The organism is Ruegeria sp. CJ9 (genome assembly GCF_056536625.1).
The window spans coordinates 112,527-128,799 of record NZ_JBQFPY010000008.1 but is presented as its reverse complement, the minus strand read 5'-3'; the positions used below and the strand labels follow the sequence as shown (position 1 = coordinate 128,799).

11 protein-coding genes are annotated in these 16,273 nt (G+C 54.4%); 3 read left to right on the top strand and 8 right to left on the bottom strand.

The features are described 5' to 3' along the window. Window positions 1-53 precede the first annotated feature (53 nt). From ACR0AJ_RS16510 to ACR0AJ_RS16495, 4 genes are all read right to left on the bottom strand, one after another. Window positions 54-560: a TRAP transporter small permease subunit gene (locus ACR0AJ_RS16510; RefSeq protein ID WP_170351235.1), complete on the bottom strand. Its 507-nt coding sequence runs from the start codon at window positions 558-560 to the stop codon at window positions 54-56. Between the two features lie 565 nt (window positions 561-1,125). Beyond that, window positions 1,126-2,628, bottom strand: a complete 1,503-nt coding sequence (locus ACR0AJ_RS16505) for a CoA-acylating methylmalonate-semialdehyde dehydrogenase (protein WP_480648334.1) — start codon at window positions 2,626-2,628, stop codon at window positions 1,126-1,128. Between the two features lie 179 nt (window positions 2,629-2,807). Further along, on the bottom strand, window positions 2,808-4,331 hold the full coding sequence (gene pdxR, locus ACR0AJ_RS16500) for a MocR-like pyridoxine biosynthesis transcription factor PdxR (protein ID WP_480667386.1): 1,524 nt from the start codon (window positions 4,329-4,331) through the stop codon (window positions 2,808-2,810). A 551-nt stretch (window positions 4,332-4,882) separates the two neighbouring features. Further along, window positions 4,883-5,752 carry a LysR family transcriptional regulator gene (locus ACR0AJ_RS16495; RefSeq protein ID WP_480741379.1) on the bottom strand — a complete coding sequence of 290 codons (870 nt, stop codon included), beginning with the start codon at window positions 5,750-5,752 and terminating at the stop codon, window positions 4,883-4,885. 129 nt (window positions 5,753-5,881) lie between these two features. On the opposite strand from ACR0AJ_RS16495, the gene ACR0AJ_RS16490 reads away from it, so the two are divergent. Beyond that, window positions 5,882-6,742, top strand: coding sequence for a HalD/BesD family halogenase (locus ACR0AJ_RS16490; RefSeq protein ID WP_170351231.1), 861 nt, complete (start codon window positions 5,882-5,884; stop codon window positions 6,740-6,742). 12 nt (window positions 6,743-6,754) lie between these two features. Beyond that, window positions 6,755-7,303, top strand: coding sequence for an isochorismatase family protein (locus ACR0AJ_RS16485; RefSeq protein ID WP_170351230.1), 549 nt, complete (start codon window positions 6,755-6,757; stop codon window positions 7,301-7,303). 199 nt (window positions 7,304-7,502) lie between these two features. Here ACR0AJ_RS16485 and ACR0AJ_RS16480 read toward each other — a convergent pair whose 3' ends face one another. Together ACR0AJ_RS16480 and ACR0AJ_RS16475 are read right to left on the bottom strand one after the other, a co-directional pair. Beyond that, complete coding sequence (locus tag ACR0AJ_RS16480; RefSeq protein WP_437436691.1) at window positions 7,503-9,386, bottom strand: SLC13 family permease; 1,884 nt, start codon at window positions 9,384-9,386, stop codon at window positions 7,503-7,505. Window positions 9,387-9,557: 171 nt separating this feature from the next. Beyond that, window positions 9,558-11,615, bottom strand: coding sequence for an adenylate/guanylate cyclase domain-containing protein (locus ACR0AJ_RS16475; protein WP_368040049.1), 2,058 nt, complete (start codon window positions 11,613-11,615; stop codon window positions 9,558-9,560). Between the two features lie 291 nt (window positions 11,616-11,906). Here ACR0AJ_RS16475 and ACR0AJ_RS16470 point away from each other — a divergent pair, with 291 nt between their 5' ends. Then, entirely contained in the window at window positions 11,907-12,155 is a 249-nt protein-coding gene (locus ACR0AJ_RS16470) for a hypothetical protein (RefSeq protein ID WP_170351229.1), read from the top strand. Between the two features lie 76 nt (window positions 12,156-12,231). Here ACR0AJ_RS16470 and ACR0AJ_RS16465 read toward each other — a convergent pair whose 3' ends face one another. Both ACR0AJ_RS16465 and ACR0AJ_RS16460 read right to left on the bottom strand, forming a co-directional pair. Further along, window positions 12,232-14,700, bottom strand: coding sequence for a GcvT family protein (locus ACR0AJ_RS16465; protein ID WP_480741377.1), 2,469 nt, complete (start codon window positions 14,698-14,700; stop codon window positions 12,232-12,234). Window positions 14,701-14,745: 45 nt separating this feature from the next. After that, window positions 14,746-16,266 (bottom strand): trimethylamine methyltransferase family protein, encoded by a 1,521-nt coding sequence (locus tag ACR0AJ_RS16460; RefSeq protein ID WP_480648345.1) that lies wholly within the window; start codon window positions 16,264-16,266, stop codon window positions 14,746-14,748. Window positions 16,267-16,273 lie beyond the last annotated feature (7 nt).

Genomic DNA, 16,273 nt, shown 5'->3' with positions numbered 1-16,273 from the left:
ATGATTTTTTTCGTTTTGATCTTGTTCAGATTAGGACGTCGCCAGGTTTCGGCTTACGCCTCATCAGGTTCGCCGCCGAAGATTGTTTGCAAATCCACAAGAAGCTTCTTGATGACGATCAGCAGAACAAAGAACCCGGCGAGTGGGATTGCAAATTTGATTGGGTAGATCGGAATCGGCACCGATGTCGGCGTCCACTGGTTGAGCATCAGTGAAAGCGAACCCGCTTCGTATCCTTTCCAGATCAGAGTCACCAGAAAGAGGATCGCGATGGGCGCGGTCAACACATCTAGGATCGCCTTCTTTCGCGTTGTCGCATTCGCGTAGAAAAGATCAAGCTTCACAAAGCTATCATGCTGCAGCGAATAGATACCACCCACACATGCCAAAAGCACCATTGCGGCCTGCAAGGTGGTGCCGATCCATTGCGATGGGTTGTTGAGCAGGTAACGCATGAAAACGTCGGAAACACCAAACGCCATGCAGTACAAAATCAGAAACCATCCGATCCAACCTGCGAATTCGGATATGGCCCCTGTAAGAGCTTCAAGTCCTCGCATCAGCACGCTTTGTCCTCCCCGTGAAAATGCCTATTTTGAACAAGGCGTTGCAATGACTTTGCAGACCCAGCTCTGTCTTCCCTAGAGGAATATGATGCGTTCCATACGCGAGCAGGCGCAACCCCTCATTTCGCAGAAGGCTTGCATCGTCCTCCTCGGGTCAAGTTAAGATTATGCAGGCCAATAAGCGAAAGGCACAGATCGATGAAAATATGGGCACAGATCAATCCAATGCTTATCACATTGTAAAATAACAATATTATTCGATATCGACTTGAAATTAAGCGGGTAATTTCAATGTCGATGGTAACAGTTAGCGCCCGTCCAACGCACATTGCTTCAATGGATCGACCAGACGGTGGTTCTTCGTCGTCCTGTTGCAATCCAAAGATGAGATTCAGAAAAGCAATAGGATGCTACACAGATTTTGCGTAGGCACGTGTTAGTGTTTTCACGAGGCCTTTGGGATCAACTTCAAATAATAGAACCTCGCCGGAATATGACGTGGCGCCTCAATGTCTCGATGCGAGAATTTTAAGAATGGCCGCTCAATCTCAGCCTTGGCTCAGACAACTTTTCCGCCGGTAATATCGAATTCAGCCCCCGTGCGAATTCCGGATGGCCATCTGGTTGTCATGGTTTTGAGTCGGGTATTGAATCGCACCCCTTCCATGCCGTGGATGTGATGGTCGCCGAACAAGGACCGCTTCCACCCTCCGAAAGAGTGATAAGCGACCGGAACCGGGATTGGCACGTTTACTCCGACCATACCTATGCGCACGCGCGCCCAGAAATCACGCGCAGCGTCACCGTCGCGGGTGAAGATCGCCGTCCCGTTTCCATATTCATGATCGTTTATCAGACCAACTGCGTCTTCGTATCTGGCAGCTCGCACCACGGAAAGGACCGGACCAAAGATTTCATCCTTGTAGATGGGCATATCAGGCGTCACTCGGTCAAACAGGCACCCGCCGATGAAATAGCCGGCTTCGTACCCCTGTAACGAGATTTCGCGCCCGTCGACAACAAGCTCGGCACCCTTTTCAAGACCCTGTTCAATATAGGAATAGATGCGGTCGTAGCTTTGCTTGCTGATCACGGGACCAAGTTCTGAGGACGGGTCGGTAAATGGCGCAACTTTCAAAGCCCGCACCCTGGGTGCCAGTACGTCGATCAGCCGATCTGCTGTGTCTTCACCAACGGGTACGGCAACGGAAATGGCCATACATCGCTCACCCGCAGAGCCATAGGCCGACCCAATGAGCGCGTCCGAAACCTGTTCCAAATCCGCATCCGGCATAACGACCAGATGATTTTTTGCGCCGCACAACGCCTGCACGCGTTTCCCGTTCGCCGAGCCACGCGAGTATATGTAACGCCCAATTGCCGTTGAGCCGACAAAGCTGACCGCTTCAACCAATGGATGATCCAAAAGCGCATCCACGGCCACTTTATCCCCATTCACGACGTTGAAAACGCCCGGTGGCAACCCGGCCTGCGCCAGTAATTCCGCGATGCGCATCACGACCGAGGGGTCTTTTTCGGAAGGCTTCAGCACGAAGGTGTTTCCACAGGCAATGGCCACCGGATACATCCAAAGCGGGACCATGGCGGGAAAATTGAAGGGTGTTACACCTGCAACAACGCCCAAAGGCTGTCTGACAGAAAAACAATCTACGTTTGCTGCAACGGCCTCTGAATACTCGCCTTTAAGAAGCTGAGGAATCCCACACGCGAATTCGACAACCTCGATACCGCGCGCAATCTCGCCTCTTGCGTCCGGCAGAGTTTTTCCATGTTCTGACGACAGCAGTTCAGCCAGTTCATTGGTATGTTTTTTGAGAAGATCGCGAAACTCGAACATAACCATCGCGCGTTTGGCAGGCGGTGTTGCAGCCCAGCCCGGCGCCGCCTCAGCCGCTGTTCTAACGATGGTGTCTACGTCTTCGACAGAGGCCAGCGTTGCCTTTCCGGTCACCGCCCCGGTGGCCGGGTTTACAATTTCAGAAATCCTGTTGCTCGCACCTGGCCAGAATTCGTTGGATACAAAGTGCCCCAGAATATTCATCTCTCACCTCGCTACATTCGACCTGACGGACCTATGGGCGCGGTAAATCAACAAAAAAATAACTTGCTTTCGCGTGGGCAAGTGACTCGATCAGACCAGCCCGATTGGCCTTGCCCATCAATAAAGGTAAGTTTGTTGGCCTGTTGGATAGACACAGATGAATTTAAGTGTGGGCACAGCTAGAGCGCATCAATGGCGCTGCGCAAGGTGCGAAGACCCTGTTCGATATTGCCTGCCGGAACGGCGGAAATGCCAAGCCTGAAGGTTATTTCACCCTTTTTTTCATCAGAAAAACAGACGCTAGACGGCTCGATAATCACGCCCCTTTGACGTGCAGCTTCCGCGATTTGATAGGCGCTGTGCCCTTGGGAGCTGCGGAAGAAAAAGTTCGTGCTGCCATATTCGTATTGCAACTCGAAATCGGGAAACAGCTCTTGGATGACCTGCGATGCGACGTGCCAGCGTTCGTTGAAAATCCGGTGCATCTTTGCCCGGTGCGTCTCATGATGACCAAAACGCAGGAACAGAGATGCGGTGTGTTGAATGACGTGAGGTGGATGGCGGATCATCATTCCGCGTAGGGCGCGCGCTTCTTGCACCAGAGATTCCTGGGCGACCAGATAGCCCAGCCGCAGACCCGGAGCCAAGCTTTTTGAAAGGCTGCCAGTATAGATCACCCGCCCCTGAGAATGCCCACTATACAAAGGAAGCAGACTGTTCTCATCAAAGTCCATGTCACCTTCATAATCGTCTTCGATAATCAGGAAATCTTCCTTCTTTGCCATGTCCAGCAGCTGACGTTTTCGGGTCTGCGACATAGACAGAACTGTTGGCATCTGACGGTTTGGCGTCACATAGACCAGATCGCATCCGGCCAGTCTTTCATCGACAACAAGACCCTCACTGTCGACGGGGATGAACCGGACCTCATCAAAGGTCTGTTCGAATATGTTACGCGCGTCGGCATATCCTGGATCCTCAATTGCAACGACGCGGCCAAAGCCACGCAGCAAAGCCGCCACTATATAGATGGCCTGCTGCGCACCCATGGTAATCAGCACGTTTTCAGGCTTGGCGACGATGCCTCTATGCGGCAACAACCGGCTACAGATTTGTTCAACAAAGGTGTCGGAATCACGATACTGGTTGTCACCTGTCCAATTGCTGAGGTCGCGCATGTTCAACGCCAGTCGGGAACATTCACGCCATTCAGCCAAAGGAAACCTGTTCGAGGCCGCCTGATTGCACACGAACGGGAACTGATAGTCCGGCCAATCCGCAGGCCGCGTGATACAGCCTGCTTTGGATGGTAAACGCCTTCTGGTTATTCTTTCGACGATGTTCGGGAAATTCGCGTTAATCTCTTGATCTGCCTTGGCCTGCGTCCGGTTCAGATTGAGAGAGACATAGTAGCCAGATTTTGGCTTCGAAATGATCGTACCTTCGTCAACAAGCCTGGAATATGCACCCAACACCGAGTTCACAGACACCTTGAGATCACGCGCAAGTGCTCTGCAGGAGGGCAATTTCGCTCCATTTTGCAGTACGCCGCTTGAAATCAAATAAGCCAACTCTGCGCGTATCTGATCGCGTATACCTAATGCGTCATCGCGGTCGATGTTCATCACATTGACCAGATTTGACGCCGAACGCTGTGCATCGGATGCCTCTGGTTGATTTTTGCAAGAGAGATTTTTGCTCATCGTGAACTGGCCATTTGATCAAACACAAGACGCATGATTATTGTGATCCTGCATCCGAGTTTTGGGGGCTACGCGAATTGTGTACGTATCCCGGAATATAGAAAGCCTCTGGGCTTTCCATTCTCAAAACCGACATCCGACAAAGGGTAGCGCCTTGCCAAAGCATTGTGGATGGACAATCGAGCTCTGTTCAGGCTGATCAATGATGTGATTGCCCAGCTTGAAGTCAGAATTGCCCCACAAACCGCAAATCGCCGACGATAAAGAAGGGCTTGAACAAGCCTGAAACAGGTCGGCCAGTGTATTCCCGTTGTAAACTGGCAATAGCCTGAGATTGCCTGGTTCCATAAACACTCCTTTTATCGCATGTTTGCTCGGACTGTACTGCGATGGTCTCACCCTATCACTGACTACGCAAGATTCGTTCACGTGAAGATTCGCGGGTTAACATGGGGGTTTTCCCCATGTTTCTTAAGAAAAACAGTGCAGGGCCTCATTCTTCGTCAGCTGTGGCTTAGTTCACCTCATCTGGCAACATCAGGGTGCTGAACTCAGAACTGCTGCCGAAGCCAAGAATTGAACGCTTCGATTTGTGGACGAACAGCAGCGCGGTGATCTGTTCTAATGAGGTAATGAGATTGCTCCAATGCTACCGCTTCGCCAGCGATACGAATGTTCTGTCCGGCCGCCATCGCCCGTGCCGCAAAACGTTCAATGACCACGGCACACCCCAAACCAGCACCAACCATTTCGATCGCGGCGGTTGAGGTGTCGGTCACCAGCCGCGCGCCAGGGCGCGTTGATTCCAGCGAAAAGGCGGAAAGGTAGCGCGCCCAATGATCGTCAAAACCCAAGATATGAATTGAGGGGTGCTGCAGTAAGTCCTTGGGTCCTTTTATCATTTCATGGGACACGGCACTGACAATCGGGACAATCGCCTCGTCCGAAAGCGGCTCCAAATTAGGGCCAGCATAGTCTTTGGACGCTAAGACGATATCAACATCGACCGGGTGTTGTTCCGAGGAATCCTTCCAGATCGAGGTTAAAAGTTTGACGCTGGTGTCGGGATGATCGCGCAGAAAGCCATCCAACCTTGGAGACAACCACATGATGAAGGCCATCGAGGCACGTATAGTGATCGTTGCTGCCCCGTGGGGACCAAATAGACCGGTCGTCGACATCTCAATCGTGCCCAGTGCTTCGCGGACAGGCAGTAAGTAAGCTTTGCCCACATCGGTCAATTGCAGACTTTTGGGGCGGCGCACGAACAGCTTATCGCCCAGCTGCGCCTCAAGGGCTTTGATATGCTGGCTTACGGCAGTCTGTGTCAGGCCGATTTCTTGACTCGCAGATGTGAAGCTCAGCAATCGCGCTGCGGCTTCGAAACTCCGCAACCAGTTGAGGTTCAGATTGTGGCGCATCAGCTTTCCATAAAAATTTTTTGTTCATGGGCCCGTTTTGTTTCGTTTTATCTGATCAAGACTGCTCTGCATAGTATCGGGGTGTGCGACAGCGCACTGACCGGTTGAGTTTTCCTGAAGGAGATCATCATGACTGACACCAGCCAATCCAAACGGGATGTCGCTCTGGATTTTGTAGACCTCGACCGCTACCCGATTGCCGATCTGGACAATGGCCCGGGTGCAGAATTATTAGCCCAATGTCAGCTCAGCATCGACACCAACGGCTGGTGCAATCTGGATGGCTTTCTGCATTCTAAGGCTTTGAAACAGGTGAATTCAGAGGCAAACGCCCTGCTTCCGACGGCGGAGATTTTGCACGTGAAGCGAAACATCTATCAGGGGGCGATTGACCCTTCGCTGCCTGACGATGATCCACGCCGAAAAGAATTCATCCATAGCGCCGTGCAGCTTGCAGATGATCAAATACCGGCAGAGTCCGGCCTCAAGCAGCTGTACCAGTCAGAAATTTTGACCGAGTTTGTGCGGCGGGTGCAGATGAAAGACCAACTGTATCGATGCGCGGATGAGTTTCAGGCGCTCAACGTCGTCGCCCTGCAACCCGGAAGCGGACATGCCTGGCACTATGATACGACCGAATGCACCGTCACGCTGTTGTTGCAGGCTGCCGAAAAAGGTGGCGAGTTCACATTTATTCCAAATTCCCGGACAGACTCGGATGAAGACCGAGAGGCGGTGGACCGCTTGTTGGATGGGGACTTGTCTCATGCCCAGACCTTCGCGCGCGGGGCGGGAACGCTGACGTTGTTCCGTGGCGGGTACTCGTTACATGGCGTGACCAAGGTTGAAGGAGACCGCCCCCGTATTACGGCCACGATGACTTATGACGAACAGCCCGACCGCGAAATCGGCGATGAGATCAACATTCGCATTTACGGCAAGCGGGTGGAAAACATACTGGCCAGCCGCAAGGCTGAAACCACGGGCTAAGGACGGAAATGAATGAAAACCGCACTTTTGGTGATTGATGTTCAAATGGCCCTGGCGCACGAGGATGCTTTGGGCACGGAACGGTCTTGTCCCGAGGCAGAAAGCAATATTACCCAGCTGCTGGAAAAATTCCGCCGCGACGGCAGCACGGTCGTCCATATTCACCACCATGGTACGGATCCCGAGGACCCGTTTCACCCCGACGCCCCGGGGTGTGCAGTTCAACCATTCGCGGCCCCGGCGACCGATGAGCCTATCGTCGTCAAGACCGGCAGCAGCGGTTTTGTGGGAACACCATTGCAGGCAATTCTGCAAGACGCTGGCGTCGAGCGTGTTATCCTGTGCGGTGCGACCGCCAATCATTGTGTAGAATCGACCACGCGCAGTGCAGCTGATCTTGGCTTTCAGCCAATCTATGCAGCCGATGCTGTTTGGACTTATGGGCTTACCGGCCCGGACGGAAAATCCCACAATGCCACTCAAGTTCATTCGGTTAGCATGGCAACGCTTGACGGTGAAATCGCGGATGTGAAATCCACAAACGACATTCTGGCCCAATAACACTGGCGATCAAAAAGAAGCGCTGCGTTGATTAATGATAAGTCAGAATTCAAAAGCATGATTTCTCAACACTTTTTTCGTTTTTTCCGTCGTGAAAGAAATAGCAGACTGAACCGAAACGTCCGCCGACAAATTACCTAGTCAACTAGCGCCTTTTTCAGAAACAAGCACCTCTGATCGGGCTGCGCGCCCGGGCAGTTCAGTAGATGACGTTAAGCATCAACAAGGAAACAACCAGGAACAGAATTGTCATAACTCCACCCGAGCGCACAAAATCCATAACCTTGTAACCTGCAGGGCCCATAATCAGCGCGTTGACCTGATGGGTTGGAATAATAAAGCTGTTCGAGGTCGAGATTGCTACGGTCAGTGCAAAGACAGCTGGGTTGCCTCCTGCCGCCACCGCAATCGAAATGGCAAGCGGCACAAGCAAGACAGTGGCCCCGACATTCGACATGACCAACGAAAAGGCTGTGGCCAATATCGCGACACCAGCCTGCAGCGCCCATATCGGCCAGCCGTTTAGAATGATCATGATTTGCTGGGCAATCCATGCCGCCGTTCCGGTGTTTTGCACCGCCTGCCCAAGCGGTATGAGACAGGCCAGCAGGAATACGGTGTTCCATCCGACTGCGCGATAGGCCTCATCCACACTCAGTACACGTGTGAGCATCATTCCCGCGGCTCCGGTAAGCAGGCACAACGACAAACGAACGTCGGTGAACAAAATCAGCGACAGGGAAATTGCGAAAAAGGCCAAGGCCCAACCGACCTTCTGCGGCCGCAATTCATCCTGCGGAAAATCCGTTGTCACGACGACAAAATCAGGATCACGCTTAATGCGCATCAGGTTGTCCCATCGGGTATGTGCAACAAGCATGTCCCCTGCGTGAAATTCCTCGAGCCCGATCTGAGTGGATTCGTGCGTGTCGGTTTCAACATGGCTAAGCGTTTCTTCACCGCGGTGAATTGCAAGCAACGACATGCCATAGGTCTTGCGAAACAAAAGCTCGCGCGGGCATTTTCCGATCAGTTTGCTATCGGGCGTCACAACGACTTCGGCTATGCCGGCATTGGTCGGCGCAAATTCTTCAACGAAGATATCCAAATCCGGCAGAACCGTTAGACCGAATTTCAGTGCAAATTGTTCTACATCCCAGCGGTTTCCGATGATGGCCAATCTGCAAGGTGCTGCAATCTCGGCGGTCAGGACTTGAACCATCGACGTTTTGCCACGATAAAACGTAGAGATTATGTATAGGTGTTCTTCGTGGTTGATATCAGCCAGAATGCGCCCCACCAGCGGGCTATCTTCGGGCACGATCACCTCGAAAACATCTGCCTGCAGCCCGTACACCCGTTGCAAATATTCCTGCGTACCCTGCCCTGTGCCGGTACTGTCAGATCCGGTATCGCCCGGTAATACCCACCGCCCAAGCAGCAGAAAATACGCGATCCCAGTTAAGATCAGGACCGCTCCGATTGGTGTAACCGAAAAAAGACCAAATGGTTCAATCTGCTGATCAGCGGGCAGACCCTTGTTTGCAGTGATGACGAGATCGTTAAGCAAAATCAGCGGTGATGAGCCCACCATTGTCATCGTGCCGCCCAAAATGGCGCAAAACCCCATGGGCATCAGCAAGCGGGACAGCGGAATTCCGGACCTAGAGGAAATTCGGCTGACCACTGGCAAGAACAATGCGGCCGCACCGACGTTCTGCATAAAGGATGAAATAACGCCGACCGTGCCCGAAACAATTGGCAGCACCCGGTTCTCGGCGGTGCCCCCATATTTCAATATGACCGCCGCAACTTTGTTCATGATGCCGGTTTTATCCAGACCCGCCCCCACGATCATAACCGCGATGATGGATATCACCGCATTGGACGCAAATCCGTCGAACAGTTGCGAAACATTGGCAAGGTTCTCAAGCCCCGGAGCGTAGCTAAGAAGGCCGACCAGAACCAAAACCAGTATCGCAGAAAGGTCTATTCTGACAATTTCCGATACGAAAAGGAAAACGGTGAAGGCCAACAAAGCGCACACCACTCCCATCTCGAACGTGAAGGTTACGTGTTCCACTATATTCACCGAGACATTGTCAATTTTGCTTTAAATTGAACAACTAAACTATCAAGCTCGCGCTGTCATGATGTTTCAGTATTTACCGGCAAAACGAAACAAAATTTCAAGGCGATGACGCCAGAAAACACAGTGACGAGCGCCTCACGCCTCAAACATCCTAAGGAAACACTACTTATCATCCATGAATGCAACGCCCGTCCAATCGCCTGGCGGAGGGTCCGCCAGCAACGCTTTTGCTCGCTTGATCATCAAAACGGACGCAGGATCGCCCCCGCGCAAATTATCTGCGGTCTCAAAGGACGCGACCGCCTCGGACATGCGTCTGGCCCGGTAATGGGCAAGACCTGTTTCATAAGCCTCGATCCACGGTGGGGTCTCAGCGACACTGTCAGTCATGGCAATCAGTTCGAAAACAACCAGTTCTCCGGACCGGCCGGCAATTTCAAGCGTATCCAGTTCCCGGACGATGATCGCGTCACCTGCCTCTCGCCGTGTTTCGGGTCCAATGAGGATCGCGCTGCCATAGGCCTTGTTGGCCACCTCCAGACGGCTTGCTACGTTTACGACGTCCCCAATTGCCGTGTAGTTCAGCCGCTGTTCCGATCCGATATTCCCAACCAGAGCTTCACCACTGTTCAGACCGACCCTGACGCGCAGGGAATCGTCAGAGTCACTTCGCAGGCCAGCACTTTCGACCACGTCCACGAGTTCCAGCGCAGCACGACAGGCATCTTCAGCGTGGTCGAGATTTTCTCGCGGGGCACCCCAAAACGCCATCACCGCATCCCCGATGAACTTATCGATTGTTCCATGATGCCGTTCAATGGTCGATGACGCAGCGCTGAAGAATGGTGCCATCAACTCGACAATCTTCGGGCCATGCTTTTCGGTCAGGCCGGTGAAACCCGACACATCACAAAACAGCACAGATATCGTTTTTGTTTCCCCTCCGGGCTGCGTCTTGATACCTGCCGCCACCAGCATTCGCACAAGATCGGTCGGCACATACTTTCGAAACGCCGACAGACCCGCCGCCATGTTGGCCGTCGCTGCGGACAGGTTATTTAGCTCTTTCAGGCGCGAGGGACGCCGCGAGACCTGCTCGACATCGAAACGTTCAATTCGGCTGAGGTCTTCGGCAACGCGCGACAAAGGGTTTGCCACAACCTTGCGCATTAACCAAATGGCAAGACCGGTCGCCACAACAACCACCCCAAGCAGCGCATAAATCAGATTGACGAGCGTCCGGTCGATACCTGACAGGAAGGCGGCTTCGGGGATGACCGTGGCCACGCGCCACCCGTAAAATCCAAGCGGGGTCAGTGCCACGGCATAGGGCACGTCGTCATACACCACACGGGTCGTCAAACTGCCGGCGACATTCGGACCAGAGGTCGCCAAAAGGGTTTCCCCAGACATCTTGGCAACTTCGTACAGCTCACCTTCACCCATCCGCGCCGGGGTGACCTCATCTGCATCCGGGTCCGGTACGGCGATCACCTTGCCATCCGCGCTCAGAATATAGGCCGCGCCAAACTCACCCGGCCGCAATGATCCCAGAAAGCGCGACAGGCGATCCGTTTCAATGGCCACCGTCAACACGCCTTGGCGTCTGCGGTTCACGTCGATTGCCCCGGCAAAGGCATAGACCGTTTTGTCGCTACCCGGCAGGTCGCGCACCTCGATCCAGTCCGGCGTATCGCGATCAATGAAATTACCGTACCAGGCGTGATCGCGCGGATCATATTGGGTTGGCGAAAACGAGCGGTCTTCGAATTGGATGTCCCCCGGAATAAAGATGTAACGGTCCTTACGCAGGCTCCGATCCCGGATCTCGTCGTTGATTTCGATCATCTCCAGCCCACTGTCGCCTAAACGGTGGGCGGCGAAAAAGTCCCCGTCAGGCCAGCCGAAGGTAATCCACGATATGTTGGGCTGCGCCTGCAATTGCGACAGAAACACAAACTCTCGCTTGTCGGCTTGCTGTGTCTGAATCACATTCTGGACAAATATTGTCCGGACCGCGGCCCAGGCCGCTTCGGCGGATCTTAGGGTCAATCCAACTTCAATCCGCACCGTGTTGGCGATTTGACTGTTGATCTCGGCCGCCAACATCCGACTGTTTTCCCTCGCGGTCGTCCACCACAGCGAATGCACCACAAAAGTCGACGCGCCGATTGAAAGCGCGACAAGTATTGATACGGCAATTCCTACGCTGACTCGCACTTGTGGTCCAAAACGGCTGCTGGTGGCTTAAACCCGGGGTTGATCGGCCAAATGTCAGTGGAAGATTAGAGGGTGCAATTTCTTGTTTCCAGATAGTTTCAAGGATCATGCCGATTAGTTTACCCGGTGTTGAACACAGCAAGTGAATATCTGGTCACGCCGTACGACCCACGGGTCATCTACCACAAGCGCGTGATTGCGGGAATGGAGGATTGGCACGCCTAGCCCCCGTGTGTAACAGGGTGCATCCCGGTCGCAGCCTACCCGGGTAACAAAACAAGGGTTCAAAATATGAAAACGATCGTAATCTGCTCAGGCGGGCTGGATTCGGTGTCGCTTGTCGATGAGATGACAGGCGAAACCTATTTCCGGGCTTCGATACAGTTGGCCGAAAAATCTATTGGCAGCGGCGCGTATGAACGTCCTCTTCAGGCCGGAATGACCGTGGTGGCAGAGATGACCACAGGCGAGAATACTCTGCTCGCCTATATGCTGAAGCCGGTGCATCACACCGTGAACAACGCTTTTGACGAACGCTGATGGCAGGCCAGGTTACAAGCCAACAAAATGATGACGGTCTTGTAACCTGTGCGCGGATGGCTTTTCGACCAACTACTCAGGTGCGCATATTGGCTCCATTGGCATCGTAAATTGGTGCACCCAGAACCGTGGCGTCATAGAACGCGCCAAGGATTTCCACCTGTAGGATCGTTCCCGGCGCGGCATGGTCCGCGGCAACATACCCCATGGCCATCGACTCCCCGACCCGATGCGCATAGCCACCGGACGAGACATAACCGACGGCAGTGCCGTCTTTCACGATCGCCTCATCATTCGACACATCAATTCCGTCGACGTCGATTGTCATGGTCACTAGCTTCTGTTTGGCGCCTTCCGCGCGGGCCGCCGCGGTCGCCGTCTTGCCGACAAACTCTTTGTTCCAATTGATGAAGGCTTCCATGCCGCTTTCGACTGCATTGAAATCCGGGCGGAATTCAAGCGTCCAGACACCCCACCCTTTCTCCAGCCGCATCGACATCAACGCGCGGGCCCCATACCAGCGATAGCCCAGATCGGCCCCGGCCTCTTCAATCGCTTCGGCCAGACGCAACAGGTATTGCGGCTTGCAATAAATCTCATAGCCCAGTTCGCCGCTGAACGAGATGCGATTCAGGATCACCGGTACACCGGCCACAAAGGTCTGGCGAAGATCGCGGAACTTGAAGGCCTCGGCCGAGACATCCTCTCGCGTCAGCCGCGCCAACAACTCGCGGGATTTGGGGCCAGACAATGCGATTCCGTGCCAATCGTCCGACACGTTGGCATAGCTCACATCATCCGGCAGGTCCTTTTCGAACCAGCGGCGATGCGCCTCTTGCATGGCGCCTGAACCAAACAGGATAAAGTGATCGTCGGCCAAGCAGGCCACGGTCAAATCACCAAAGAGCTTACCCTTGGGCGTCAACATCGGTGTCAGCGTCAGGCGCCCCGGTTTGGGCACATACCCGGCCAGCACGTAATCCAGATAGGCCCGCGCACCCGCGCCTTTGAATTCATGTTTGGCGAAATTGGCAATCTCGATCCCACCAACAGCCTCTTGCACCGCTTTCACCTCACGCGCGACATAGTCGTGACTGCGATTGCGCTCAAAAGTCGGGTCTTCATGCGCGTCCTCAGGACCATCGGCAAACCACAGCGCGTTTTCCAACCCAAAGCCCTGCCCCATCCGCGCGCCTTTTGCGACCAAACGATCATAAAGCGCGGTGGTTTTCTGCATCCGTCCCTTGGGTAGCGTTTCGTTCGGAAACGTCATCACGAAACGGCGTTCGTAGTTTTCCGAGGATTTGATCGTGCCCCAGTCTGGCGTTGCGAACTCGCCAAACCGCGCCACATCCATGGCCCAGACGTCGATCGAAGGCTCTCCGTCGATCATCCATTCAGCCATGGTCAGGCCGACGCCGCCACCCTGGCAAAAGCCCGCCATGACGCCCACTGCGACCCAATAGTTCTTCATCCCCGGCACCGGGCCGATCATTGGGTTGCCATCAGGACCAAACGTGAAGGGACCGTTTATCATATCCTTGATCCCAGCCTCACCAATGGTAGGAATGCGTTCAAACGACATCTCCAGCCGATCGGCAATGCGGTCAAGGTCAGGTTGCAGCAGCTCATGCCCAAAATCCCACGGCGTGCCGCTCACCTTCCAAGGGGTTGATTTCGGTTCATACGTGCCCAGCAGCATCCCCTGCCGTTCCTGCCGGAAATAGATGTTGGCCTCATAGTCGATCCCGGCGGGCAGGCGCCCCGCCTCTCCCATGATCTCCATCCGCTCAGCAATCTGAGGGATTTTCTCGGTGATCAGATAATGGTGTTCCATTGGCTGAACCGGCAGGTGAATGCCAGACATATGCCCGACCTCGCGCGCCCACAGCCCTCCACAATTCACCACGTGTTCGGCATTGATCTGACCTTTGGGCGTGTTCAAGTCCCACGAGCCGTCGGGTCGCTGCGACATCGCGGTGACACCGCAATGGGTGAAATACTGCGCACCATAAACGCGCGCAGATTTGGCAAATGCATAGGTCGCCCCCGACGGGTCCAGATCGCCGTCCTGATCATCCCACAGCGCTGCATAGTAGTGTTTCGGATCGACCAGCGGGTGCCGTTCGGCCAACTCGGACGGAGAAATGAACTCCTGATGCAGGCCCATATAGCGCGCCTTGGACCGCTCGCGTTTCAGATAGTCGTACCACTCCTTGGTCGAGGCCGCGTAGAAACCTCCAGTGATATGCAATCCAACCGAATGGCCCGAGGTCTCCTCGATCTCTTTATACAGATCAATGGTATAGCTTTGCAGACGGCTGATATTCGGGTCCGAGCTGATCGTGTGAATCTGCCCCGCCGCATGCCAGCTTGAACCCGAGGTCAGCTCATCTCGTTCCAGAAGCACCACGTCCTTCCAGCCGAATTTGGCCAGATGAAACAGGATCGAGCAGCCAACGACACCGCCACCAATTACAACGACCTTGGCGTGGGACGGCAACGGTTTGCCGGTGGCTGTTTCGTCTTTTTGAATCTCGGGCATACGTGTTTTCCTTGGTTGACCGGCATAGGTGAAAGGTCGGGGAACTTAGTACCAGGCGTCGGGCAAGCTTTCTTTGCGTTTGGCAACGAATGCCTCCAACTCTTCTTTCAACGCCACGTCGATGGGAGGTGCCTCATAATCTTTCAGCATCTGGTTCCAGCGTTCATAAGCCCGCGTGCGCATGTCCTTGGCACCTTCATCCTCCCAGCTTTCGACGTTTTCACTGTGGCTGAGCGCGGGTTCATAGAACGCATCCTGATAATTACGAATGGTGTGACCGCAGCCCAGGAAATGACCGCCGGGACCAACCTCCTCATAGGCGTCACTGGCCAGCGCTTCGTCTGATGTGTCCAGCCCCAGGTCCAGAACCTTTTGATAAGACCCAAGCCGGTCCGCATCCATGATCAGCTTTTCGAAGCCGGCGCACAGTCCACCTTCCAGCCAGCCCGCCGATTGCAGCACGAAATTCGCCCCGGCCAACATGGTCGAATGCATCGTATCCGCGCTTTCATACGCGGCTTGCGCATCTTCGATCTTGGACGCTGTCAGCGATCCGCCACAGCGCAGAGGCAGGCCCACGCGTCGCGCGAGTTGCCCGATCGCATAATTCGAGATCACCGGCTCGGGCATGCCAAAAGTCGGCGCGCCGGATTTCAGCGACATCGAAGACAGGAAGTTCCCCAGTACAAAAGGCGCACCGGGACGGATAAGTTGAATATATGCACAGACCATCATCGCCTCGGCCAATGCCTGGGCCACCGAGGCGGCGGTCGACACCGGCCCCATCGCCCCGGACAGGATGAACGGCACCACCATCATACCTTGCCCCCGGCTGCTGTAGACCCGCGCGGATTCCGTCACCACCCGATCCACCAGCAGCGGTGAATTGGTGTTCACGTTGCCCATGATGACACAGTTTTCCGCCATCACATCCGCGCCAAATACGATCTCGGCCATGTCGACACTGTCCTGAGCGCGGCTCATCTCGGTAATTGCGCCCAGATGCGGTTTGTCGCTTAGCGTCATGTGGGCCAGCAACATATCCAGATGCCGCTTGCTGACTGGAACATCACACGGCTCGCAGGTCACAAAACCCCCGTGATGCAAGTTTGGGTGCAGGTAGGTAAGGCGCACCAGGTCTTCAAAGGAGTTCAGATCGCCATAACGCCGCCCACCTTTCAGATCACGCACAAAAGGGGCGCCATAGACCGGAGCGAAAACCTGATTTCGACCGCCGATGACAACCGATCGATCCCGATTGCGGGCCAACTGAGTAAACTCACGCGGTGCCTTGGCACAAAGGGCGCGAATCCAATCTGCAGGGGCGCGCACGATATCACCGTCGACCTGTGCCCCTTCGCACTTCCATAGCGCAAGCGCCTCGGGGTCGTCACGAAAGGCGATGCCGACGTCCTGCAAAAACCAATCCACCTGACGTTCCAGACGAACGACCTGCTCCTCGTCAAGCAGATCGTAAAACGGGGCCTGGCGCTGAATAAAGGGTGAGGCGGGCACAGCGATATGTGTGTCCTGCCGTTTTCTGGATGTCCGAGCGCGCCGTGCCATTGAAACC